Raw genomic sequence first — 23373 nt, 5'->3', positions numbered from 1 at the left:
CGGACGAATCCGCGACGCGCGGCGGCTTACGCGTCGGCCGACATCGCGTCCGCGTCGCTCGCGCGGATGCCGAGGCGCTCGAACAGCGCGCGGTCCTTCTGCGACTGCGGGTTGCTGGTCGTCAGCAGCTGGTCGCCGTAGAACATCGAGTTTGCGCCGGCGAGGAAACACAGCGCCTGCAGCCCGTCGTCGAGCTGCTCGCGGCCGGCCGACAGGCGCACGACGGCCTTCGGCATCGTGATCCGCGCGACCGCGATCGTGCGCACGAACTCGAACGGGTCGAGCGGCGCGGTGCCTTCGAGCGGCGTGCCCTCGATCGCGACGAGGTTGTTGATCGGCACCGAATCCGGATACGGGTTCAGGTTCGCCAGCTGCGAGATCAGGCCCGCGCGCTCGCGGCGCGACTCGCCCATCCCGATGATGCCGCCGCAGCATACGTTGATGCCTGCGTCGCGCACGCGGTCGAGCGTGTCGAGGCGATCCTGGTACGTGCGCGTCGAGATCACCTGGCCGTAGAACTCCGGCGACGTGTCGAGGTTGTGGTTGTAGTAGTCGAGGCCCGCGCTTGCGAGCTGCTGCGCCTGCTCGTCTTCCAGCATGCCGAGCGTCATGCAGGTCTCGAGGCCGAGTTCCTTCACGCCGCGCACCATCTCGGTCAGCGCCGGCATGTGGCGCTCCTTCGGGTTGCGCCACGCGGCGCCCATGCAGAAGCGGCTCGCGCCGTTCGCTTTCGCGGCGCGCGCGGCGTCGAGCACCGCGTCGACGTCCATCAGCTTCTCGGCCTTCAGGCCCGTGTCGTGGTGCGACGACTGCGAGCAGTAGCCGCAGTCTTCCTCGCAGCCGCCGGTCTTGATCGACAGCAGCGTCGACAGCTGCACCGCATTCGCATCGAAATGCTCGCGATGCACCTGCTGTGCGCGGAAGAGCAGGTCGTTGAACGGCAGCTCGAACAGCGCGACGACGTCGGCGACGCGCCAGCGCTGCGGCGCCGGAGCGGCCACGGGAATCGCGTCGGGTTGCGCGGCGACGGTCTGGGCTTGGGTCATATCGTTTTCCTGTCGTGGACTGGATGGATTCGGGGGATCGGTGGGGTCAACGCTGCGCGGCGTGCAGCGTGTCGACGAGCGCGTCGATGTCGAGCATCGACGCGGCGGATTCGGGGGCGGCCGGGCTCAGGTGCGCGATGCGGCCGACGAGCGGCGCGCCGTGTTCGCGCGCGAGCCAGTCGCGGATCGTCGCGACGTTCTCGTCCGCATACGACATGGCCGGATCGACGTGGTTCGCGACCCAGCCGGCGAGCGTGAGGCCGCGCTGGCGAATCGCGTCGGCCGTCAGCAGCGCGTGGCTGATGCAGCCGAGCCGCACGCCGACGACGAGCACCACGGGCAGGCCGAGCGCGACCGCGAGATCGGCGGTGTCCTGCGTGTCGTTCAGCGGCACGCGGAAGCCGCCGACGCCTTCGACGACGACGATGTCCGCGCGCGTCAGCGCTTCGCGGTGGCACGCGACGATCGTGTCGATGTCGAGCGCCACGCCTTCGTGCGCGGCGACGATATGCGGCGCGGCCGGCGCCTTCAGCAGGAACGGCGTGCGCAGCGCCGGCGGCAGCACGACGTTCGCGGCCGCGTCGAGCTGGTCGGCGTCCTCGTTGCGCCACACGCCGTCGCGTTCGTACGCGCCGGCCGCGACCGGTTTCAGTGCGGCCGCGCGCAACCCGTGCCGCGCGAAGCCGTGCAGCATCGCGGCCGAGACGAAGGTCTTGCCGATCTCGGTGTCGGTGCCGGTGACGAACAGTGAAAGCGGCGCGGTCATGCGGCCTCGCTGGCGTGGATCAGCGCCGCTTCGAGTCGCGCGAGATCGTCGAACGAATGGGCGGCGGACAGCGAGATGCGCAGTCGCGACGTGCCGGCCGGCACCGTCGGCGGCCGGATCGCGGGCACCCACAGGCCGTGGGCGTCGAGCGCGCGCATCGCGACGAGCGTCGCGTCGTTGCTGCCGATCACGAGCGGCTGCACGGCCGTGTGCGAATCGACCGGCTGCCAGCGCGTCTTGCGCAGCAGCGCACGCGTGCGCTCGATCAGCGCGGCGAGATGCGCGCGGCGCGTGTCGCCTTCGTCGCCGGCGATCAGCTTCAGGCTCGCCGATACGGCATGCGCGACAGCCGGCGGCGCGGCGGTCGTGAAGATGTAGCTGCGTGCGCGCTGGATCAGCCATTCGATCACGGTTTCGTGTGCGACGACGAACGCGCCCGCGACGCCGGCGGCCTTGCCGAGCGTGCCGACATAGACGAGGTGCGGCGAGCGCAGCGCGGCGGAGGCCAGTGCGCCGCGGCCCTGCGGGCCGAGCACGCCGAAGCCGTGCGCATCGTCGACGACGAGCCACGCGCCGTGCCGCTCGGCCAGCGCGACGAGTTCGGCGAGCGGCGCGATGTCGCCGTCCATGCTGAACACGGTGTCGCTGACGATCAGCTTGGTTTCGGCGTCGGATGCGTCGAGCAGCGCGGCGAGCGCGGCCGTGTCCGCGTGCGGGTAGACCTGCACGTTCGCGCGCGACAGCCGCGCGCCGTCGATCAGCGACGCGTGGTTCAGCGCGTCGGAGAAGATCGTCGCGTCTTTGCCGGTCAGCGCCGTCATCGCGGCGAGGTTCGCCATGTAGCCGGTGCTGAAGTACAGCGCGCGCGGTGCGTCGCAGAAGCCGCCCGCGAACGCGGCGAGTTCGTCCTCGAGCGTCGCGTGCGCGCGCGAATGGCCGCCGAGCAGGTGCGAGCCGCCGCTGCCGGAGCCGTAGCGCCGCGCACCTTCGCCCAACGCGGCGACCAGCGCCGGATGCGCGGCGAGGCCGAGATAGTCGTTGCTGGCGAAACCGACGATGGCGCGGCCGTCGACCGTCATGTGCGCATCGCACGCGGTGTCGGCGGTGCGGCGCACGCGGCGCAGCCCTTGCGCGTCGAGATCGGCGAGGCCGCGCTGCAGCGTATCGAGCAGGCTCATCGTGCGACCTCCGCGAGCGTGGCGTCGAGCGTGTCGCGCGTGCGCTGCGCGAGCCAAGCGATGTCGTCGTCGGTCATCACGTACGGCGGCATCAGGTACACGGTCGTGCCGATCGGGCGCAGCAGCAGTTCGCGTTCGAGCGCGCGCTCGAAGAAGCGTCGCGAGAAGCCGCGCGCCGCGTCGCCGTCGAGCGCGACGTCGAACGCGAACAGCGTGCCGCGCTCGCGCAGGTGGCGCACGTCCGGGTGCGCGTCGAGCGGAGCCAGCGCCGCGCGCATCGCGGCCGACTTGCGCGCGTTGTTTGCGAGCACGTCGTCGCGTGCGAACAGGTCGAGCGTCGCGACCGCCGCGCGGCACGCGAGCGGGTTGCCGGTGTACGAGTGCGAATGCAGGAAGCCGCGCGTCGTGTCGTCGTCGTAGAACGCCGCGAACACGTCGTCGCGCGTGAGCACGAGCGACAGCGGCAGGTAGCCGCCGCTGATGCCTTTCGACAGGCACAGGAAGTCGGGCCACACGCCGGCCTGCTCGCACGCGAAGAACGTGCCGCTGCGGCCGCAGCCGACCGCGATCTCGTCGGCGATCAGGTGCACGCCGAATTCGTCGCACAGCGCGCGCAGCCCGCGCACGTACGACGGATCGTGCATCGCCATGCCGGCCGCGCACTGCACCAGCGGCTCGACGATCAGCGCGGCGATCCGCTCGCCGCGTTCGACGAACAGGCGCCGCACGTCCGCGAGCGCGCGGCCCGCGACGTCGGCGGCCGTCTCGCCCGGCAGCGCGCCGCGCGCATCCGGCGACGCGACCACGTGCGCGTGACGGATTAGCGGATCGTATGCGTCCTTGAACAGCGCGACGTCGGTCACGCCGAGCGCGCCGATCGTCTCGCCGTGATAGCTGTTCGCGACGCACACGAACTCGCGCTTGTCCGCGCGGCCGCGGTTGCGCCACGCGTGAAAGCTCATCTTCAGCGCGATCTCGACCGCCGACGCGCCGTCCGACGCGAAGAACGCATGGCCGAGCGTGTTCGCGGTCAGCGCATGCAGCCGCTCGGCGAGCTCGATCGCGGGTTCGTGCGTGCAGCCCGCGAGCATCGCGTGCTCGAGCGTGTCGAGCTGATCCTTCAGCGCCGCGTTGATGTCCGGGTTCGCATGGCCGAACAGGTTGACCCACCACGAGCTGATCGCGTCGAAGTAGCGGCGGCCGTCGCGGTCGTACAGCCATACGCCCGCGCCGCGCGCGACGGGAACGAGCGGCAGGCGCTCGTGGTGCTTCATCTGGGTGCAGGGATGCCAGACCGCGCGCAGGCTGCGCGCGACCCAGTCGTCGGTGGCTGGCGTACTCAAGGCGACTCCGGGGGTAAAACGGCGGTGCGCGGCATCGGGATGCGGCGCGCCGCGCTGGACTGCGGCCTGCCGGCGAACGACCGGCGGGACACTGAAACGCGCAGAGATTAGCGTGTTCCGCGGCACGTTGCACTAGCGGTTACAAACGCCGCAAAGCCTTGCCGGACGGGAGTTGGACGCAGATCGGGGGCGCTCGGGACGGTACGCGCCAGATGTCACGAAATCGCCGCAGATGACGACGTTCGAGTGAGACCCCCCAATGGAAAAAATCGTCGGCAGGGGCGGGCGACGGCGCGTGGAATTCGGGGAAGGATGAGCGGCGCAGCGCGCGGGTTGGCGCAGGGGAGCGATCGACCGGCCGTGGAGATCGGGCGCTTGCCTCCGGCGCGAACGGATGGGAACCGGCCGGGAGGGCGATGGCGCATCGCGCATTCAGGCCGTGGATCGCCGGTCGAACGAGCGTGATGCCGGCGCTGCCCGTCGGCACGGGCACATGCGTCGGCGCGCCTGCGCAGAGGAGGGAACAAGCGGAAAAGGAAAGGGGTGCGTCAGCGCGACGCCAGCGCGCGCGTATCGGCGCTGCGCGTATCGCCGTCGCCGTTGTCGGCGGTTTGCGTATTCGCGTTCCACACGACGCGGTCGTTGACCGCATACAGCCGGCACGCGCCGGCGCCCTGCTTCGAGCAGTTGTCGAGCGCGAGCGCCATCGGGTCGTCGCCGCCTTCGGCCCACGACCACGCGCCTTCCGACGACACCGCGAACGCGCGGCTCGGATGCTGGCTCAGGAAGCGGCGATAGCCGTCGCGGCCGGCTTCGTCGAGGAACGGCACCGCGTCGACCGCGTCGATCGACGCGTAGCCGGTTGCCTTCGGCTCGTGCGGGTTCGCGACCGCATAACGCACGGCGGTCGGCAGGTTCAGCTCCGCGAGGAACGCATGCACGGCCGGCCACCACACCGGCACGCCGTCGCGATCGACGATCAGCCGGTGCGCGTCGTCCTTGTAGCGGCCGAAATCGACGAACTGCGCCTGCGTGCCGTGCGACACGTACGCGTCGTGCATCTGCGCGACGAGCGCGGGGGTCCACACCGAATCGTTGTCGCCGTACAGCCACAGCGAGCGCACGGCCGTGTGCGCGCCGTACTGGTCGAACGCGTCGACCAGGTTCTTCTGCCAGCCGTCGCACAGATCCTGGCGCAGCCCGCCGGAGAAATTGATGATGCCGCGCACGCCCGGTGCGGCTTCGGTGCCGTACGCGACCGACACGAGGCCGCCGTGCGACGTGCCGGCGACGACGATGCGCGACGCATCGACGTACGGCTGGCGCGACATGTAGCGGATCGTCGCATCGACGTCGGCGGCCTGCGCGAGGCCGTTCTTGCCGACGTTGCAGCCTTCCTGCTGATAGGTGCCGCCCGAGCCCGCGAAGCCCTGGCGGTTCGGCGCGATCACCGCATAGCCGCGGCGCACGAACTCGCGCGCGAACGCGAGCGGCCGGCTGCGCGGCTGCAGATGGAGATCGCCGGTATTTTTGCCGTGGTTGAACACGACGAGCGGGAACGGGCCGGGGCCGTCCGGCTTGAAGAGCGTCGCCTCGAGCGTCACGGCGCCCGACGCGTCGGCCGGAATGCGAACGATCTGCTCGTTCAGGTTGGCCGCGACCTGCGGCAGGCCCGAGTCGCCATAGTCGAAGCGCTCGGCGCGCGCGAGCGACCCGTTCGCGGGGCTGACGCCAGCATTGACGCCCGGCAGCGTATCGGCCTGAGCGGCCGACAGCGCACAGGCCGCCATCCATCCCACCAATACCTTGCTGAACGCCATTCGTAAGCCCTGCCATGCAACATGACCAAACCGAGGGTCATCGTAGCCCGACAAATTCGGGTTGTGCAATGCAGGAATAACCCGGCGTCTGACACAGCAAGTATTTGTCAGCGCTCGCTTACATCGCCGTCGACATAGCGCCAGAAACCGCGCTCGTCGCGCTCGAAGCGGCTCGTCTCGTGGAGCCGGTACGCGCGCCCGCCGACCTTGTAGCGGGCCACGAACTCGACCTCCGCGTGCCGTTCGTCGAGCGGCGCGTGGCGCTTGACCGCGAGGCCGAGCCAGCGCGGCGCGTCGGGGGCGTCGGGGTCGGCGTCGAGATCGGCCGGGCAGGTGCGCGGATCCCAGGTCGCGCGCAGGTAGTCGGTCGCGCCGAGCACGTACGCGCTGTACCGCGAGCGCATCAACTCGAGCGCGGTCGGCGCGGCCGCGCCGCCGTCGATGAAGCGGCCGCAGCAGGCCGCATAGCGCGGCACCGGGGTTTTGCCGGCGGAAGCAGGGGACGCGCCGCCGCACGGGCACGCGTCAGGTCGGTTCGAAATCATGCAGGACGGGAATTAACGACGGCTGGTTGTCAATTATGACGAATGCTTACCAGCTCAGCTCGATGCCGTCGTACTGGAAGAATCGGCCGTTGGCCTGCGAGACGTCCGCACCGGCCTCGGCGATCACGCGCCGCATGCCGGTCACGCTGGTTTCCGGGTCGATCGCGGCCTGCGAGCCGCCCATGTCGGTGCGCACCCAGCCCGGATGGAGCGAGATGCACGCGGCGTGGCGCGTCTGCAGCGACGCGATGCGCAGCACGTCGTTCAGCGCGGCCTTGCTCGCGCGGTACAGCCAGCCGGTCGTGCCGGTCGCCTCGGCGATGCTGCCCATCCGGCTCGACACGACGGCCAGCACGCCGCGCGCGTCCTCGACGAGCGGCAGCAGGATCGGCAGCAGCTGCATCGGCCCGCGCACGTTGGTGTGCATCACCGCGTCGAAATCCTCGGAAGTGATCGTTTCGACCCCTTCGGTGCGCGGCCCGTAGATGCCCGACACGACGACGGCCGCGTCGAGCCGCTCGCCGTCGAGTTTCCAGCCGAGCGCGGCGATCTGCTCGGGCTGCGCGATGTCGAGCGCGTGCGCATGCGCGCCGAGTTCGCGCAGCGCGGCGAGCGACGCGTCGTCGCGCGCGGTGGCGATCACGTTCCAGCCGTCGCGCCGGTATTGCCGGACGAATTCGCGGCCGAGGCCGCGCGATGCGCCGACGATCAGTACGGTTTTCATGTGCGCCACTCCTTGTTCGTGCGGTGTGCCGTGTCGGTGCTTACTTCGTGTCGCCGGCGTGCTTCAGCGTATCGACGACCGTTTGCGCGACCTCGTCGAGCTGCGCGGCGTCGGCCGCGATCATGTCGTTGTCGGGCGCGTGCTGGCCGCGCGCGGTCAGCGATGCGACGCAGCGCCGGTAGGTTTCGTCGAGCGCGTCGAAATTCGACACGGCCATCCCGAGGTTGCGCATCCGGCCGTCGTGCACGCCGTACACGAGCCCGTGCACGGTCAGCGACTGGCCGCGCGCCCACGCGTCGTTGACGATCGTCGTGCGGCAGACGTTGACGACCTGCTCGATCGCGTTCAGCTCGATCAGGCGGCGATAGCGCGCTTCGCCGACCGGCCATTCGTCGAGCAGCGCCGCGTGCCGTTCGCGCACGTCCTGCACGTGATGCAGCCAGTTGTCGGCGAGGCCGACGCGGCGGTTGTGCAGCGCCGCGTTGACGCCCGAACAGCCGTAGTGGCCGACCACCATGATGTGCTTTACGCGCAGGATGTCGACCGCGAACTGGATCACCGACAGGCAGTTCAGATCGGTGTGCACGACGACGTTCGCGATATTGCGGTGTACGAACACTTCGCCCGGCGGCAGGCCGATGATCTGGTTCGCCGGCACGCGCGAATCCGAGCAGCCGATCCACAGATACTCGGGCGCCTGCTGGTCGGCGAGGCGCGTGAAGAACTGCGGGTCGTCGGCGAGCTTGCGCTTGACCCAGGCGTCGTTGTTGTCGAACAGGTGCGAGAGCGGGTGGTCTTGGGTATTCATCGGGGTGGTTTCCATTATCGGCAATCGGTCGATATGGTGTGTTTGAAGATCAGGCCGCGCGCTGCGCGCCGCCCGCGCGGTCGTCGTCCGTCGCGCCGAAGCGCTCGGGATAGCGCACGCAAAAGCGCAGCGACGCGTCGTACGGAAAGAAGTCGGGCAATTCGCCCTGCAGCAGCTTGTCCTTGCTCGCCTGCCACAGCGCCGGATCGAAGAAGTCCGCGTGATGCCGCATGAAGATCGCGCGCACGCGCGGGTCGCCGAGCAGGAACGGTCCGTAGGTTTCCGGAAAGATGTCGTGCGGGCCGACGGTATACCACGGTTCGCCGGACAGTTCGTCCTCCTCGTTGCGCGGCGGCGGCACGCGGCGCACGTTGCAGTCGGTCAGGTACTCGATCTCGTCGTAGTCGTAGAACACGACGCGGCCGTGGCGCGTGACGCCGAAGTTCTTGTACAGCATGTCGCCGGGGAAGATGTTGGCCTTCATCAACTCCTTCACCGCGTTGCCGTATTCCTTCACGCCGTGCTCGACTTCCGCGTCGGTGCCGTTCTGCAGGTACAGGTTGAGCGGCGTCATCCGGCGCTCGATGTACAGATGCCGGATCACGAGATTGTCGTCCTCGTATTCGAGCAGCGACGGCACTTCCTTCTCGAGTTCGCGCACCAGCGCATGGTCGAGCCGCGCGAGCGGCAGCGCGACGCTCGAATACTCGAGCGTGTCGGCCATGCGCCCGAGGCGGTCGTGGCGCTTCACGAGCTGATACTTCTCCATGATCTGCGCGCGCGTCGTGTCCTTCGGCGGCGGGAACTGGTCCTTGATCACCTTGAACACGTACGGGAACGACGGCAGCGTGAAGACGAGCATCACGAGGCCCTTGATCCCGGGCGCGACGATGAAGCGGTCGCTCGAATGCGACAGGTGATGCAGCAGGTCGCGGTAGAACAGGTTCTTGCCCTGCTTCTGCAGGCCGACCGACGTGTAGATCTCGGCCTTCGGCTTGCCGGGCATGATCGTGCACAGGAAGTCGACGTACGCGGACGGCACGTCCATGTCGACGAGGAAATACGAGTGCGAGAAGCTGAAGATGATCTGCAGCAGGTCGCGGCGCAGCAGCACCGTGTCGAGCGACAGCAGGCCCGCGCGCACGTGGCGGATCGGCACCGCGAACGGCAGCACGCGGTCGGCGTTGATGATGCGGCCGACGATGTACGCGCTCTTGTTGCGGAAGAACAGCGACGACAGCACGTGGATCTGGAAATTCGGCGCTTCGTCGAAATGGCCGAACTCGTCGTGGATCGCCTGCATCACGCAGCCGATGTCGCGCGTCAGGTCCTCGAACGGCGGCTCGAGCTGGAAGTTCGTGACGATGCGCTCGAGCGTGGCCGCGAGCCCGTCGGTGCCCGGATAGTACGCGCGGTAGGTCGGCTTCGCGGCCGGCGCGTCGCTCTCGAGGTATTCGGTCGAGATCGCCGGGCGCACGAAGATGAAATCGTTGTTGAAGTACGAACGGTGCAGGATCTTGCAGCACACCGAATTGAAGAACGTCTCCGCGCATTCGGGCTGCAGGTGCGACGTCAGCAGGCCGATGTAGTGCAGCTTGATCTGCTGCCAGACCTCGTCGTCGATGTTCTCCGCGTCGTATTCGTCCTCCAGCAGCTCCACGCATTCCTGCACACGCTCGTCGTACGACGTGATCCGCTCGCGCGCGAGCCGCTGCAGCCCGTGCCAGTCGGCGCGCTCGTAAAGCGTCTTCGCTTCGACGGCCGCTTCGCGGAAGATCCGGTAGTGGCGGTCGAAGTTTTCGAGCATCGTCTGCGCGACGTCGAAACCGATCTGCGACGACAGCAGTTTGGGGAAGTGATTCATGCGGGCAAGCTCGCTCAAAAGGGGCAGAGGGGCCGTTCGCTGCACTCGCCATTTTAGCGCCCAAGTCGGCGTTGCAATGCGTTCCCGCGCACCGCGCGCCGGGCGCTGAACCGGCCGGTTGCCGGCGGTTGGGCGCCGTTCGCTGCAACTTCGCGTAAAGATGCGGGTACGGAACCGATTCTGGCACGAACTTTTTTTGACCTGCCCGGGGCCGCCGGGCGCGTGTTTCGCGAGACGGCGATAGAATCGGCGGAACGCCCGCGGCGGCCTGCCCGCACGCGCGCCCCGCACCGATAACGACGAGACGCCCCACCGATGAACGCACTGGAACACCAACTCGACTACCCCTTCGCCGATACGCTGCCCGCTGCGGGCGACACGTTCGAGGTCGCGCCCGGCGTGCGCTGGCTGCGCATGCCGCTGCCGTTCTCGCTCGATCACATCAACCTGTGGCTGCTGCGCGACGAGATCGACGGACAGGCCGGCTGGACGATCGTCGATTGCGGGATCTCGTCGGACGCGATCCGCACGCACTGGGAGCAGATCTTCGACACGCATCTCGACGGCCTGCCCGTGCTGCGCGTGATCGTCACGCACTGCCATCCCGACCACTTCGGCCTCGCGAACTGGCTGTGCGAAGGCGGCGACCGGCGGCGCTGGAACGTGCGGCTGTGGATGACGCTCGGCGAATACATGTTCGGCTGCCTGATGGCGGCCGGCAACGGTTCGAATGCCGGCGGCGCGGCTGCAGCCGATCATTTCGCGCGCCACGGCCTGACCGATCCCGTCGCGCTCGACAAGCTGCGCAACCGCCGCAGCTACTACTCGGATCTCGTGCCGTCCGTGCCGCCGCGCTACCGGCGCCTGCGCGAAGGCGACACGCTGACGATCGGCGCGCGCAGGTGGCGCGTCGTGACCGGCTATGGCCATTCGCCTGAACATTGCGCGCTGCACAGCGAAGCGGACGGCGTGCTGATCTCCGGCGACATGGTGCTGCCGCGCATCTCGACGAACGTGTCGGTGTTCGACCTCGAGCCGGAAGCGAATCCGCTCGCGCTGTATCTCGAATCGCTCGGCCGCTACGAGACGATGGCGCCCGACACGCTGGTGCTGCCGTCGCACGGCAAGCCGTTTCGCGGCGTGCGCACGCGCGTCGCGCAACTGCGCGCGCACCACGACGCGCGGCTCGACGAAGTGCGCGTCGCGTGCGCGGAGCGGCCGGCGAGCGCGGCCGACATCGTGCCGATCATGTTCCGCCGCCGCGAACTCGACATTCACCAGATGACCTTCGCGCTCGGCGAGGCGATCGCGCACCTGAACCTGCTGTGGCTCGCGGGCGAGCTCGTGCGCGAGCAGGGCGAGGACGGCGTGCTGCATTTTGCGCGGCGTTGAGCGGGAGCGTATCGGGGAAGCGCCGGCGGCGGTTTTTGTACAATCGTCGGCGTTACCCAGTCTATTCGCGATGAACGATGCCGCGTAGCGTTTCCCTTGGCGATGTCCTGACGCTCGCGGCGATCCGCGAACTGGCCGACCCACGATCCTTCGCACGTGGCGAAGCGTATTACCACGACGGCGTCGTCTCACGGCTGACCGAGCGCGACGGCTCGGTCTCGGCGCGTGTGCGCGGCACCTATCGCTACGACGTCGAACTGGCGGTGGGCGACGACGGCGCGCTGGACTATGCGTGCAATTGTCCGGTCGGCGAAGACGGCGCGTTCTGCAAGCATGCGGTGGCCGTTGCGTTGTCGTGGCTCGAAAACAGCGGCGAGGAAGTCTTCCGTCGCGAGGAGCCCGAGCCGGCGCGCCCGAGACGAAAGCGCAAGACTTATGCGGAACTGATTCGCGAATATCTGGCGACGCTGGACGCGGACGCGTTGCGCGACCGGCTGTTCGACGCGGCCGAGCGCGACCGGTCGTTGCGCGACAGACTGCTGTTCGAGGCGCGCGCCGCGACGGCCGACGACGCCGAAAGCCTGAAGGCGGCGGTCCGTCAACTGGCACGCGTGGCGCGGCCGCTCGCCTGGGACGAGGCGCATCTTTACGGCGAGAACCTTGTCGAGCTGGCCGGCATGTTGCGTCGGCAACTCGACGGCTCGCACGCCGCACACGTGGTCGAGCTGACCGAACTCGCCATCGCCGATGCGGAAGCGAGCCTCGAGCAGATCGACGACTCGGACGGCAGCGTGGCGCCGGGGATCTACGAACTGGCGGAACTGCATCTCGACGCCTGCCGACGGACGCGACCGGATCCGGTCGGGCTTGCCGAGCGCCTGTTCCGGCTGCAGGTCGCCGGGAAATGGGATACGTTCCGCGACCTGCTGCCGGCCTACGAGGAATCGCTCGGCCAGACGGGGTTGAGCCGGTATCGCGAGCTGGTCGAACGAAGCTGGGCTGCGTTGCCGGCGCAGCCGGCGGGAGCGGACGATCGACGCGCGTACGATTCGGTGCGCGCGAACCTCGAGCACGCGATGGAGTCGCTGGCGAAGCACGACGGCGACGTCGATGCGCTGATTCGCATCTGGTCTAAGGATTTGTCGGCGCCGTACCGGTTTGCGCAAATTGCCGAATTGTGTGCCGAGCACGGCCGCTTCGACGAAGCGCTGGCATGGGCCGAGCGCGGTTTGCGCGAAGCAGGCGAGCGGCACGATATGCATCTTCTCGGCTTCTGTATCGACGAATACTTGCGTCGCCGCGATTTCGACCGGGCCGATGAACTCGCTTGGCGGCGTTTCGACGATTATCCGACTGCGGAAGGATTTGCGGCGTTGATGAAGGTTGCCAACGCGACGAAGCGGCGCGCTGCCGTGCGGGAGCGTGCGATTTCGCATTTGCTGACGCTCGCGCGAAGCCAGGAAACGCAGACCCGCACCGGCCACGTGCGGCGCGGCTGGCAACCGCCGGCGCGTACCGAACTCGTCAAGCTGCTGCTCGCGGAAAAAGACGATGTTGCGGCATGGGACGCGTTCGGCGGCGGCCCGGTCGAGACCGGCGTGTGGCCGGCGATGGCGGCTGCACGCGCGAAGACGCATCCTGCCGATGCGATCGCGCTGTATCACCGGCTGTTGCCGATCGCTGTCGAACGAGGAACCGGCGGTGCGCGTTACGACGACGCGTTCCGCATCGTGCAGGCGATCGGCGCGCTACGCGCGGCGCATCGGCAACGCGCGGAATTCGACGCTGAACTCGCGGCGATCCGTCAGACGTATCGTGCGAAGCGCAACTTCATCAAGTTGCTCGCCACGCTTGACGCGCAGGGCGCGTGACCGGACACGCACGGATATCGGAGTGCAAATCCCATGGCAATCGATACGACGGCAATTGACGATGCAGTCCTCGCGCTGCTGCAGTTGACGCTGCACGATCACAATCGCGCATGGAAGGGGTTCGATTGGGATGTCCTGAATCGCCTGTACGCGCGCGGCCTGATCGGCAATCCCGTGAACCACGCGAAATCCATTGTCTTGACCGACGAGGGCTTGCGCGAATCCAGGCGCCTGTTCGAGCAGCTGTTCGGCGACGACGGTCGTCGCGGCGAGCCGTGATGTCGTTTTCGTTTCGTCACGCGACAGGTTCGTAGCGCCACCCGTCGCGATGCCATTGCATCGTATGCGTCGGTTCGGCGTACGGTCGATCACGAGGTCGAGCGAATCGAACAGCGTGACGCCGTCGTCGAAGCGGAAGGAAATGCGACGAGCGCGCCGGTGGGCGTGGCGGCAGCCATAAGCGGGGCCGCAAGCGACGGGCCGGCGCACCGTCGCTCGCGCGCCTGCCGCACCTTACTGCACGGCGACCGTCGTGAAGTTCTGCCGTCCGAACGGACTCACGCGATAGCCGCTCACGTTCGCGCGCGTGAGCGCCGCCGCGGTCGGATAGCCGAGCGGAATCCACAGTGCCTGGTCGTGAATGATCTTCTGCGCCGCTTCGTACAGCTTCGCGCGCTTGCCTTGATCGGCGGTCGCCTTGCCGTCGGCGATCAGCTTGTCGAGCCGCGCGTCGCAGTAGCGCGCGAAGTTGATGCCGGACTTCACCGCGTTGCAGCTGAACTGCGGCGTCAGGTAGTTGTCCGGATCGCCGTTGTCGCCGGCCCAGCCCATGAACAGCAGGTCGTGCTGGCCGAGCTTCGCCTGCTTGATCAGCTCGCCCCATTCGATCACCTTCACGTCGGCCTTCACGCCGATCTTCGCGAGATCGGCCTGCAGCAGCTCGGCGCCGGCCTTCGGGTTCGGGTTCAGCACGCTGCCGGTCGGGCGCGTCCAGATCGTCGTCGAGAAGCCGTTCGGAAAACCGGCCTGCGCGAGCAGTTGCTTCGCCTTCGCCGGATCGTACGGATAGGGCGCGACGTCCTTCGCGTAGCTCCACGTGTTCGGCGGATACGGGTTGTTCGCGGCCGTCGCGGTGTTGTCGAACACGACCTTCAGGTAGGTCGCGCGGTCGAACGCGAGGTTCAGCGCCTCGCGCACCTTGTCGTTGTCGAGCGGCTTCTTCTGCGTGTTCAGCGCGACGAACGCGGTCATGAAGGCGGGCGTCTGCACGACCTTCAGCGCGCTTTCGCCCTTCGCGGCGAGTACGTCCTGCGGCTTCGGCGACAGCGCGATCTGGCATTCGCCGGCCTTCACCTTCTGCATGCGCACCGACGGATCGGGCGTGATCGCGTAGATCAGCCGGTCGACCTTCGGTTTCGCGCCCCAGTACGACGGGTTCGCGTCGTAGCGGATCAGCGCGTCCTTCGTGTAGCTCTTCAGCACGAACGGGCCGGTGCCGATCGGCTTCGCGTTCAGGTCGGCCTGCTTGCCGGCCTTCAGCAGCTGGTCCGCGTATTCGGCCGAGTAGATCGATGCGAAGCCCATCGTCAGGATCGGCACGAAGGTCGCGTTCGGCTCGTTCAGCACGAACTTCACCGTGCTGTCGTCGACCTTCGACACCGACTTCACGAGCTTGATCAGGCCCATCGACTGCGCATGCGGGAAGCCGCTCGCGCCGGCCACCTTGTGCCACGGGTTCGCGTCGTCGAGCATCCGGCTGAAGGTGAACACGACGTCGTCCGCGTTCAGCGGGCGGCTCGGCTTGAAGTAGTCGGTGGTCTGGAACGCGACGTTCGGGCGCAGGTGGAACGTGTAGGTCAGGCCGTCGGCGCTGGCTTCCCACTTGTCGGCGAGCGCGGGCACGACCTTTTTCGCGGCTTCGTCGTACGACACGAGCGTGTTGAAGATCACGTCGGCCGACGCATTGGTCGTGACGAGCGAGTTGAACTGGACGACGTCGAAGCCGTCCGGGCTCGATTCCGTGCAGACGGTGAGCGGCTTGGCGGCGGCGAGGCCGGGAACGGCGAGGGCGGCGGCGACGGCGGCCGCGGCGAACAGCTTGACCTGCATAGGATCTCCCACGTGGCTTCTGCTTTTTGCTTGATGACGGGATGCGGGCGCGGGCCCGGAAACGCACGGACCCGCGCAGCTGACGAATAGCATACCGGCAAAGCGCGCGGTGCGTGGAAAAAGGCGTCGGAACGCCGCGAATTGGGCGAAAAACGGCTGCGTTCGCGACGGAACGGGCGCCGGGGCGGCGGGAACGGGGTGATGCGGCGCGGCGCGGCGCCGCGCGGCGGGGCATGCTACGCGCCGGCGTCGCCGCGCGCGGCGTTCAGTGCGCGCCGGCCTTCGGCTTGCGCGGCGCCTTTTCGAACAGGCGGTCGTAGAGCCAGCGCGGCAGCACGTGCAGCACCTTCGCGACGACGCCCATCTGCCACGGAATCACGCGGAACGCGTGCTGTTGCGCGATCGCGCGCGCCGCGCGCGCGGCGAAGCGGTCGGCGTCCATCAGGAACGGCATTCGGTACGGGTTGTGCGCGGTCATCGGCGTGCGGATGTAGCCGGGCGCGATCGTCACGACGCCGACGCCGGCCGGCCGCAGCTCGACGCGCAGCGATTCGAGATACTTGATCGCGGCCGACTTCGACGCGCTGTACGCGCCGGAGCCGGGCAGCCCGCGCACGCCGGCGACGCTCGCGACGCCGACCAGCGTGCCGTGCCGCGCGGCCGTCATCGGGCCGACGAACGGCTCGAAGGTCGCGACCATCCCGAAGTAGTTGATGTCCATCACGTCGCGGAACGCCTTCAGATCGCCCTGGCCCGTGACGGCGCCCTGGCTGATGCCCGCGTTCGCGATCACGACGTCGGGGCAGCCGTGCGCGGCGATGAACGACGCGGCCGCGGCGGCCAGCGCGTCGGGGTCGCGCACGTCGGCGGAATAGACGGAGATGGAGAGGGCGGGGAAGCGCCGCGCGAATGCGTCGAGCGCATCGGTGCGGCGTGCGACGAGGGCGAGCGTGGCGCCCTGTCGCGCGTATTCCTCGGCCATCGCGAGGCCGAGGCCGCTCGATGCGCCGGTGATGAAGACCTTCAGCGGAGTAGTCATGCCGGCGCGCGGGCGGGGATCAGAGCTTCTTGTCCTGGATCTGCTTCACGAGGTAGTCGAGCACCTGCGTGGTAGCCGGGATGCCGTCCGCGTAGGAGGGGCCCGTCTTGTACTTGCCCTGGACGATGATCGTCGGCACGCCGTCGATCCCGTAGTCCTTCAGCAGCTTGGCGGACTGGTTCACTTCGCTCTGCACGCTGAACGAGTTGTACGCGTTCATGAACTGCTTCTTGTCGACGCCCTGCGTCGCCAGGAAGTCGGCCTGCGCCTGCGGCGTCAGCAGGTAGTTCTTCTGCTTGTGGATCGCGTCGAAGATCGCCGGCGTGACCTTCTCGCTGATGCCGAGCGCGGACACCGCGTAATACAACTTCGAGTGCGGGATGAAATCGTCGCGGAACGCGACCGGCACGCGCTTGAAGTCGATGTTGCTGCCTTGCTTCTTCACCCACGCTTCGATCGTCGGCTCGAATTCGTAGCAGTGCGGGCAGCCGTACCAGAAGAATTCGATCACTTCGATCTTGCCGGCCGGCGCGGACACCGGCTGCGGCGACTTCATGGTCTCGAAGCCCTTGCTGGGCGGCGGGGGCGCTGCCGCCGCGGTCTGCGCGAAGCCGGCCACGAGGCCCAGGGACAGAAGGAGCGTGCTAATCAGTTTTTTCATGTTGTGAACGTCGCATCAGTTGCTCGGGTTACGAAACGTAACGGGTTCTGCGTGGCGCGGCCGGCCGCTTACTGCTTCGTGAAGCGGATCACCGCCGTATCGACACCTGCATCGGACAAACGCTGACGGGCCGAGTTCATATCCTCGAACTTCGAGAACGGGCCGACGCGCACGCGGAAGTAGGTCACGCCGCTCACGTCGCGCTTCGACACCTTCGACTCGAAACCCTGGAAGCCCAGGCGCGCGCGCTGCTGCTCGGCGTCGCCTTCCGTCTTGTACGCGCCGACCTGCAGGAAGTAGCCGGTGTTCGCGTCGTTCGCGCTCGGCGGCTTCGCGGCGGCGGCGGGCGCGGCAGACGACGTCGGCTTCGGCGTGTTCGCGGCCAGTTGCTGCTGTTGTTGCTTCTGCGCGGCAGCCTGCTGCGCCTGCTTCTGCGCGGCGAAACGGGCGAGGTCGTCTTCGCCGGCCTGCTGCTGCGGCTGCGTCTTCTTCGGCGGCGTATTGTCGGCCGGCTTCGGCGCGACGGCGACGCCGTTGTTCGACGCGGTCGTGTTCGGCGTGCCGCTCGAGCCGTTGGCCGACGGCGGCACCTCGACGATCTGCGGCTCGGGCAGCAGGCCGCCCTGGGTCTGGTTTGCGGCCTGGCCCGGCGCGGTGTTAGGCGGCGCGGGCTGCGCAGCCTGCGGCACCGGCTGGCCCGGCGTCTTGCCCTGCAGCGCGCGGTTCGGATCGAACTGCTGCGGCTGGCTCGCGCCGTTGTCGGCCGGCGGCGGCGCGACCTTCGACACGAACGGCGACGGCGAACGCGTGATATAGAGCGCCACCACCACGGCAATCGCGAGGCCGACGATCAGGCCCAGCACGATTCCAAGAAATGTCCCTCCGGCTTGTTTCGATTGCTTCGAAGTGCGGCGTGGTTGTGCCATTGCTTGAGTCACCTGCAAAAAGAATCGTGAAAGTGCCGCGGCAGGCGCCCCTGCGGCAGGCGCGCCTGCCGCGGCCGTTCGCAGCCCGCTTCGGGCCGCTTACATCTTGGCGGGCGCGGACACGCCGAGCATCGCCAGACCGTTCTCGAGCACCTGCCGGGTCGCGGCGAGCAGCGCGGCGCGCGCATTGCGCGGCGCTTCGTCGTCGACCAGCACGCGCTCCGCATTGTAGAACGAGTGGAATTCGCCAGCGAGATCGCGCAGGTAGAACGCGACCGCGTGCGGCGCCAGCTCGTTCGCGGCGTGCGTCAGCATGTCCGGATATTCGGCGAGCTTCTGCATCAGCGATGCGGCCTGCGGGCTCGTGAGCTGCGACAGGTCGGCGCCCGGCAGCTGCGCCACCTCGACGTTGTAGCGCGACTTCAGCTCGTTGAGCACCGAGCAGATCCGCGCATGCGCGTACTGGACGTAATAGACCGGGTTTTCGTCGTTCTGTTTCAGCGCGAGGTCGATGTCGAACACGAACTCGGTGTCGGCCTTGCGCGAGATCAGGAAGAAGCGCACCGCGTCGCGGCCGCGCGTGATGGTCGCCTCGTCGATCAGGTCGGGCGCCGCTTCCTGGCCCGGCGCCGCGCCGCCCGACCATTCGATCAGGTCGCGCACCGTCACGTAGCTGCCCGCGCGCTTCGACAGCTTCACTTCCTGGCCGTCGCGCATCACGGTGACCATCTTGTGCAGCACGTAGTCGGGATAGCCCTTCGGGATGCCGATGTGCAGCCCCTGCAGGCCGGCGCGCACGCGCGCGATCGTGCCGTGGTGGTCCGAGCCCTGGATGTTGATCACCTGCGTGAAGCCGCGCTCCCACTTCGTCACGTGGTACGCGACGTCCGGCACGAAGTACGTGTACGTGCCGTCCGACTTGCGCATCACGCGATCCTTGTCGTCGCCTTCGTCGGTCGTGCGCAGCCACAGCGCGCCGTCCTGCTCGTAGGTCATGCCGGCCTTGATCAGCGCGTCGACCGTCTTCTCGACGCGGCCTTCGCTGTACAGCGACGACTCCAGGTAGTACTGGTCGAACTTCACGCCGAACGCCTGCAGGTCCATGTCCTGTTCGTGGCGCAGGTAGGCGACCGCGAACTTGCGGATCGCGTCGAGGTCCTCGACGTCGCCCGCGCCCTTGACCGGCTCGCCGTCCTTCGCGGCGACCGTCTCGCCGTTCAGGTAGTCGCGCGCGATGTCGGCGATGTATTCGCCGTTGTACGCGGCTTCCGGCCAGCCCGCGTCGCCGGGCTTCAGGCCGCGTGCGCGCGCCTGCGTCGAGATCGCGAGGTTGCCGATCTGCACGCCCGCGTCGTTGTAGTAGAACTCGCGGTGCACCGCGTAGCCCTGGCTCGCGATCACGTTCGCGAGCACGTCGCCGAGCGCGGCCTGGCGGCCGTGGCCGACGTGCAGCGGGCCGGTCGGGTTCGCCGACACGAATTCGAGCAGCACCTGCTTGCCCTTTTCGCGCTCCGACGTGCCGAATGCGCGGCCCTGCGCGAGCACCGCGGCGACCACGGCCTGCTTGGCGGCGGCCGTCAGGCGCAGGTTGATGAAGCCCGGGCCGGCGATCTCGGCGGCCTCGACGAGCCCTTGCGCGTCCGGCCGGGCCGTGAGCTCGGCGACGATCTTCTCGGCGAGCTGGCGCGGGTTCGCACCGAGCGGCTTGGCGAGCTGCATCGCGACGTTGCACGCGACGTCGCCGTGCGCGGCGACCTTCGGGCGCTCCAGCGTGATGGTCGGGGCGACGAACGCGGAGTCGGCGCCTTTCAGCGCGTGTGCGACCTGCTTGACGCTATCCGCGAGCAGGGCTTCGAGGGTCTGTTTGTGTGCTGGCAGCATGCTGGTAGAAGGCTTCGTTGGTGGCGGCCGGGAAGGCCGGGCCGCCGGCGCGCTTTTTAAGCGCGCGTTTCAGGGATCGCAGAATTTTAACAGGTGCTAATATGCCGCTCAGGCGCCCCGCGTCCGCGAGGCCGGACGCCGGTCTGCCGGCGTCCCCCAACCGCGCTGCGCAGGCACAACAAGATGAAAAGGGAATTGTCATGATTACGTTCAAGAGCAAGGCGGCACAGGATCTCGACGTGCTGAAGGATTTCGCCGTATACGTGCTGGGTCTGGTCGGCAAGCAACTGGGCGAGCGCGGCGTGATTACGCACGACGAACTGGACCACGCGATCGCAAAGCTGGAAGGCGCCGTCGCGCAGGCGAAGCAGGAGCGCGCGGAGCACGCGGGCCACTTCCACGAAGACGACGCCGATCACGCGCACCACGAAGTGCCGCCGAGCCTGGCCCAGCGCGTCGCGCCGTTCCTGACCATGCTGCGCGAAGCGAAGGCCGGCGAGGCCGACGTGCACTGGGGCTTCTGAGCCCGTTTTCCCGGTAGTCCGAAAGGAAAGAAAGGAAACCGAAGGCCCGCTTTCGAGCGGGCTTTTTATTTTGTCTGACGAAAATCGCGGTGCGCGCCCCGGCCGCGAATGCCGGGGCGACGCGCTCAGAGCTGCGGCGCGAGCGCGCGGCGCGCGTCGTCGAGCGACAGCGCCATGCGCTTCGCGTAGTCCTCGAGCTGGTCCTGGCCGATTTTCCCGACCGAGAAGTACGTGCTGTCCGGATGCGCGAGGTAGAAGCCCGACACGCTCGCGGCCGGCAGCATCGCCAGCGAATCGGTCACGCTCATGCCGATTTCGTCCGCCTGCAGCGCGGCGAACATGTCGCGCTTCACGAGGTGGTCGGGGCAGGCCGGATAGCCGGGCGCCGGGCGGATGCCCGTGTACTTTTCAGCGATCAGCGCGTCGTTGTCGAGCGTCTCGCCGCTCGCGTAGCCCCACAGTTCGCGGCGCACGCGCGCATGCATCGCTTCGGCGAACGCTTCCGCGAAGCGGTCTGCGAGCGCCTTCAGCATGATCGCGCTGTAGTCGTCGAAATCGGCTTCGAACTGCTTTTCCTTCGCGTCGACGCCGATGCCGGCCGTCACCGCGAACATCCCGATGTAGTCGGCGACGCCCGATTCCTTCGGCGCGATGAAATCGGCGAGCGAGCGGTTCGGCCGCATCACGCCGTCGACCACCGGGCGCACGCTCTGCTGACGCAGGTTGCGCCACGTGAGCAGCACTTCCGAGCGCGATTCGTCGGTATAGATCTCGATGTCGTCGTCGTTGACCGTGTTCGCCGGCAGCAGCGAGATCACGCCGTTCGCGGTCAGCCAGCGGCCCTGGATCAGGCGCGCGAGCATCGATTTCGCGTCGGAGAACACGCGCCGCGCCGATTCGCCGACGATCTCGTCGTTCAGGATCGCCGGGTACGGGCCCGCGAGATCCCAGGTCTGGAAGAACGGGCCCCAGTCGATATAGTTCGCGAGCTCGTTCAGGTCGTAGTTGCGGAACACGCGGCGGCCGATGAACTTCGGCTTCACCGGCGTCGTGTTCGCCCAGTCGATCTTCGTCTTGTTCGCGCGCGCCTCGGCGAGCGTGACCATCGGCTGCGCCTTGCGGTTCGCGTGCTGGTCGCGGATGCGCTCGTAGTCGGACTTCAGCTCGTCGAGATACTTCGCCGCGCCCTCGTCGGACAGCAGGCTCGATGCGACCGACACCGAGCGCGACGCGTCGGGCACGTAGACGACCGGGCCTTCGTAGTTCGGCGCGATCTTCACTGCCGTGTGCACGCGCGAGGTCGTCGCGCCGCCGATCAGCAGCGGAATCTTCTTCACGCGGAAGTAGTCGTCGCGCTGCATTTCCGACGCGACGTACGCCATTTCCTCGAGGCTCGGCGTGATCAGCCCCGACAGCCCGATGATGTCCGCGCCCTCGACCTTCGCCTTCGCGAGGATCTCGTTGCACGGGACCATCACGCCCATGTTGACCACTTCGAAGTTGTTGCACTGGAGCACGACCGACACGATGTTCTTGCCGATGTCGTGCACGTCGCCCTTGACGGTCGCGATCACGATCTTGCCCTTCGCGCGCACGTCGCCGCCCGCTTCCGCGAGCAGCCGCTTTTCTTCCTCGATGAACGGGATCAGGTGCGCGACGGCCTGCTTCATCACGCGCGCCGATTTCACGACCTGCGGCAGGAACATCTTGCCCTGGCCGAACAGGTCGCCGACGATGTTCATCCCGTCCATCAGCGGCCCTTCGATCACGTTGATCGGGCGGCCGCCTTCGGCGGCGATCTTCGCGCGCGCTTCTTCGGTGTCCTCGACGATGAAGTTCGTGATGCCGTGCACGAGCGCGTGCGCGAGCCGCTTCTCGACCGGCTGGTTGCGCCACTCGAGGTTCTCTTCCTTCTTCGCGGCGCCGGTCTTGAACTTGTCGGCGATCTCGAGCAGGCGGTCGGTCGAATCGTCGCGGCGGTTCAGGATCACGTCCTCGACGCGCTCGCGCAGTTCCGGGTCGAGATCCGCGTACACGCCGAGCTGGCCCGCGTTCACGATGCCCATGTCCATCCCGGCCTGGATCGCGTGATACAGGAACACGGTGTGGATCGCCTCGCGCACCGGGTCGTTGCCGCGGAACGAGAACGACACGTTCGACACGCCGCCGCTCACCTTCGCGTACGGCAGGTTCTGCTTGATCCAGCGGGTCGCCTCGATGAAGTCGACCGCGTAGTTGTTGTGCTCCTCGATGCCGGTCGCGACCGCGAAGATGTTCGGATCGAAGATGATGTCTTCCGGCGGGAAGCCGACCTCGTTGACGAGGAACTCGTACGAGCGCTTGCAGATCTCGGTCTTGCGCTCGAACGTGTCGGCCTGGCCTTTCTCGTCGAACGCCATCACGACGGCGGCCGCGCCGTAGCGGCGGATCAGGTTCGCGTGATGGCGGAACGCGTCCTCGCCTTCCTTCAGCGAGATCGAGTTCACGATCGCCTTGCCCTGCACGCATTTCAGGCCGGCCTCGATCACGTCCCACTTCGACGAGTCGATCATGATCGGCACGCGCGCGATGTCCGGCTCCGACGCGATCAGGTTCAGGAAGCGCACCATCGCCGCCTTCGAATCGAGCATCGCCTCGTCCATGTTGATGTCGATCACCTGCGCGCCGTTCTCGACCTGCTGGCGCGCGACGGCGAGCGCCTCGTCGAACTGGCCGTTGAGGATCATCCGCGCGAATGCCTTCGAGCCGGTGACGTTGGTTCGTTCGCCGACGTTGATGAAGAGCGTCCCGGGCGTGACGTTGAATGGCTCAAGGCCGGCAAGGCGCATCGTGTGATCGGTCATGGCGGTGCGAATTCGTGTGATGAAGAGCGTGGG

At 67.8% G+C, this 23373-nt stretch carries 19 protein-coding genes; 4 read left to right on the top strand and 15 right to left on the bottom strand.

Annotated features, from left to right (window positions below):
- Window positions 1-26 precede the first annotated feature (26 nt).
- The 9 genes from bioB to aceK form a co-directional block, all read right to left on the bottom strand.
- Entirely contained in the window at window positions 27-1046 is a 1020-nt protein-coding gene (gene bioB, locus BST28156_RS17845) for a biotin synthase BioB (protein WP_060246678.1), read from the bottom strand.
- Window positions 1047-1092: 46 nt separating this feature from the next.
- Window positions 1093-1812 carry a dethiobiotin synthase gene (gene bioD, locus BST28156_RS17840; RefSeq protein WP_060246680.1) on the bottom strand — a complete coding sequence of 240 codons (720 nt, stop codon included), beginning with the start codon at window positions 1810-1812 and terminating at the stop codon, window positions 1093-1095.
- Window positions 1809-2990, bottom strand: coding sequence for an 8-amino-7-oxononanoate synthase (gene bioF / locus BST28156_RS17835; RefSeq protein WP_174902934.1), 1182 nt, complete (start codon window positions 2988-2990; stop codon window positions 1809-1811). Before bioF ends, bioD begins: the two co-directional genes overlap by 4 nt.
- Window positions 2987-4333, bottom strand: a complete 1347-nt coding sequence (gene bioA / locus BST28156_RS17830) for an adenosylmethionine--8-amino-7-oxononanoate transaminase (protein WP_174902933.1) — start codon at window positions 4331-4333, stop codon at window positions 2987-2989. The genes bioF and bioA overlap by 4 nt, the downstream gene beginning before the upstream one ends.
- Window positions 4334-4881: 548 nt before the next feature.
- Window positions 4882-6153: a dienelactone hydrolase family protein gene (locus BST28156_RS17825; RefSeq protein ID WP_174902932.1), complete on the bottom strand. Its 1272-nt coding sequence runs from the start codon at window positions 6151-6153 to the stop codon at window positions 4882-4884.
- Between the two features lie 107 nt (window positions 6154-6260).
- Complete coding sequence (locus BST28156_RS17820) at window positions 6261-6698, bottom strand: YchJ family protein (protein ID WP_060246690.1); 438 nt, start codon at window positions 6696-6698, stop codon at window positions 6261-6263.
- Between the two features lie 46 nt (window positions 6699-6744).
- Window positions 6745-7422 (bottom strand): SDR family oxidoreductase, encoded by a 678-nt coding sequence (locus BST28156_RS17815; protein WP_060246932.1) that lies wholly within the window; start codon window positions 7420-7422, stop codon window positions 6745-6747.
- Window positions 7423-7462: 40 nt separating this feature from the next.
- Window positions 7463-8230 carry a carbonate dehydratase gene (can, locus tag BST28156_RS17810; protein WP_060246691.1) on the bottom strand — a complete coding sequence of 256 codons (768 nt, stop codon included), beginning with the start codon at window positions 8228-8230 and terminating at the stop codon, window positions 7463-7465.
- Between the two features lie 49 nt (window positions 8231-8279).
- On the bottom strand, window positions 8280-10094 hold the full coding sequence (gene aceK, locus BST28156_RS17805; protein WP_060246693.1) for a bifunctional isocitrate dehydrogenase kinase/phosphatase: 1815 nt from the start codon (window positions 10092-10094) through the stop codon (window positions 8280-8282).
- Window positions 10095-10409: 315 nt separating this feature from the next.
- Between aceK and BST28156_RS17800 the strand changes: the two genes are divergently transcribed.
- The 3 genes from BST28156_RS17800 (at window position 10410) to BST28156_RS17790 (ending at window position 13636) form a co-directional block, all read left to right on the top strand.
- Window positions 10410-11486 carry an MBL fold metallo-hydrolase gene (locus BST28156_RS17800; protein ID WP_174902931.1) on the top strand — a complete coding sequence of 359 codons (1077 nt, stop codon included), beginning with the start codon at window positions 10410-10412 and terminating at the stop codon, window positions 11484-11486.
- A gap of 77 nt (window positions 11487-11563) precedes the next feature.
- Complete coding sequence (locus tag BST28156_RS17795; RefSeq protein WP_174902930.1) at window positions 11564-13357, top strand: SWIM zinc finger family protein; 1794 nt, start codon at window positions 11564-11566, stop codon at window positions 13355-13357.
- 33 nt (window positions 13358-13390) lie between these two features.
- Window positions 13391-13636 (top strand): DUF6429 family protein, encoded by a 246-nt coding sequence (locus BST28156_RS17790; RefSeq protein ID WP_174902929.1) that lies wholly within the window; start codon window positions 13391-13393, stop codon window positions 13634-13636.
- Between the two features lie 234 nt (window positions 13637-13870).
- Here BST28156_RS17790 and BST28156_RS17785 read toward each other — a convergent pair whose 3' ends face one another.
- From BST28156_RS17785 to argS, 5 genes are all read right to left on the bottom strand, one after another.
- Window positions 13871-15466 (bottom strand): ABC transporter substrate-binding protein, encoded by a 1596-nt coding sequence (locus BST28156_RS17785; RefSeq protein ID WP_060246700.1) that lies wholly within the window; start codon window positions 15464-15466, stop codon window positions 13871-13873.
- Between the two features lie 265 nt (window positions 15467-15731).
- Complete coding sequence (locus tag BST28156_RS17780; RefSeq protein ID WP_174902928.1) at window positions 15732-16505, bottom strand: SDR family oxidoreductase; 774 nt, start codon at window positions 16503-16505, stop codon at window positions 15732-15734.
- A 19-nt stretch (window positions 16506-16524) separates the two neighbouring features.
- Window positions 16525-17166 (bottom strand): thiol:disulfide interchange protein DsbA/DsbL, encoded by a 642-nt coding sequence (locus BST28156_RS17775; protein WP_060246703.1) that lies wholly within the window; start codon window positions 17164-17166, stop codon window positions 16525-16527.
- Window positions 17167-17234: 68 nt separating this feature from the next.
- Window positions 17235-18092 (bottom strand): SPOR domain-containing protein, encoded by an 858-nt coding sequence (locus BST28156_RS17770; protein WP_060246704.1) that lies wholly within the window; start codon window positions 18090-18092, stop codon window positions 17235-17237.
- A gap of 99 nt (window positions 18093-18191) precedes the next feature.
- A complete protein-coding gene (gene argS, locus BST28156_RS17765) occupies window positions 18192-19973 on the bottom strand; it encodes an arginine--tRNA ligase (RefSeq protein WP_060246706.1) in 1782 nt (593 codons plus the stop codon).
- 200 nt (window positions 19974-20173) lie between these two features.
- On the opposite strand from argS, the gene BST28156_RS17760 reads away from it, so the two are divergent.
- A complete protein-coding gene (locus BST28156_RS17760) occupies window positions 20174-20497 on the top strand; it encodes a DUF1840 domain-containing protein (protein WP_009693452.1) in 324 nt (107 codons plus the stop codon).
- Between the two features lie 125 nt (window positions 20498-20622).
- On the opposite strand, the gene metH is transcribed toward BST28156_RS17760, so the two are convergent.
- Entirely contained in the window at window positions 20623-23340 is a 2718-nt protein-coding gene (gene metH / locus BST28156_RS17755; RefSeq protein WP_174902927.1) for a methionine synthase, read from the bottom strand.
- Window positions 23341-23373 lie beyond the last annotated feature (33 nt).

It is taken from the genome of Burkholderia pseudomultivorans (assembly GCF_902499075.1).
Classification (GTDB): Bacteria; Pseudomonadota; Gammaproteobacteria; order Burkholderiales; family Burkholderiaceae; genus Burkholderia; species Burkholderia pseudomultivorans.
Note: the sequence above shows the minus strand (reverse complement) of the source record. Positions and strands in the feature narration are given on the sequence as shown.

Bases quoted from the DNA above. Each gene is read 5' to 3' on its own strand.
- BST28156_RS17760 (WP_009693452.1), top strand. From the start codon at position 20,174: ATGATTACGTTCAAGAGCAAGGCGGCACAGGATCTCGACGTGCTGAAG.
- BST28156_RS17825 (WP_174902932.1), bottom strand. From the start codon at position 6,153: ATGGCGTTCAGCAAGGTATTGGTGGGATGGATGGCGGCCTGTGCGCTG.
- bioD (WP_060246680.1), bottom strand. From the start codon at position 1,812: ATGACCGCGCCGCTTTCACTGTTCGTCACCGGCACCGACACCGAGATC.
- BST28156_RS17795 (WP_174902930.1), top strand. From the start codon at position 11,564: ATGCCGCGTAGCGTTTCCCTTGGCGATGTCCTGACGCTCGCGGCGATC.
- BST28156_RS17800 (WP_174902931.1), top strand. From the start codon at position 10,410: ATGAACGCACTGGAACACCAACTCGACTACCCCTTCGCCGATACGCTG.
- bioB (WP_060246678.1), bottom strand. From the start codon at position 1,046: ATGACCCAAGCCCAGACCGTCGCCGCGCAACCCGACGCGATTCCCGTG.
- BST28156_RS17790 (WP_174902929.1), top strand. From the start codon at position 13,391: ATGGCAATCGATACGACGGCAATTGACGATGCAGTCCTCGCGCTGCTG.
- BST28156_RS17775 (WP_060246703.1), bottom strand. From the start codon at position 17,166: ATGAAAAAACTGATTAGCACGCTCCTTCTGTCCCTGGGCCTCGTGGCC.
- bioF (WP_174902934.1), bottom strand. From the start codon at position 2,990: ATGAGCCTGCTCGATACGCTGCAGCGCGGCCTCGCCGATCTCGACGCG.
- BST28156_RS17785 (WP_060246700.1), bottom strand. From the start codon at position 15,466: ATGCAGGTCAAGCTGTTCGCCGCGGCCGCCGTCGCCGCCGCCCTCGCC.
- BST28156_RS17780 (WP_174902928.1), bottom strand. From the start codon at position 16,505: ATGACTACTCCGCTGAAGGTCTTCATCACCGGCGCATCGAGCGGCCTC.
- aceK (WP_060246693.1), bottom strand. From the start codon at position 10,094: ATGAATCACTTCCCCAAACTGCTGTCGTCGCAGATCGGTTTCGACGTC.
- can (WP_060246691.1), bottom strand. From the start codon at position 8,230: ATGAATACCCAAGACCACCCGCTCTCGCACCTGTTCGACAACAACGAC.
- argS (WP_060246706.1), bottom strand. From the start codon at position 19,973: ATGCTGCCAGCACACAAACAGACCCTCGAAGCCCTGCTCGCGGATAGC.
- BST28156_RS17770 (WP_060246704.1), bottom strand. From the start codon at position 18,092: ATGGCACAACCACGCCGCACTTCGAAGCAATCGAAACAAGCCGGAGGG.
- BST28156_RS17820 (WP_060246690.1), bottom strand. From the start codon at position 6,698: ATGATTTCGAACCGACCTGACGCGTGCCCGTGCGGCGGCGCGTCCCCT.
- metH (WP_174902927.1), bottom strand. From the start codon at position 23,340: ATGACCGATCACACGATGCGCCTTGCCGGCCTTGAGCCATTCAACGTC.
- BST28156_RS17815 (WP_060246932.1), bottom strand. From the start codon at position 7,422: ATGAAAACCGTACTGATCGTCGGCGCATCGCGCGGCCTCGGCCGCGAA.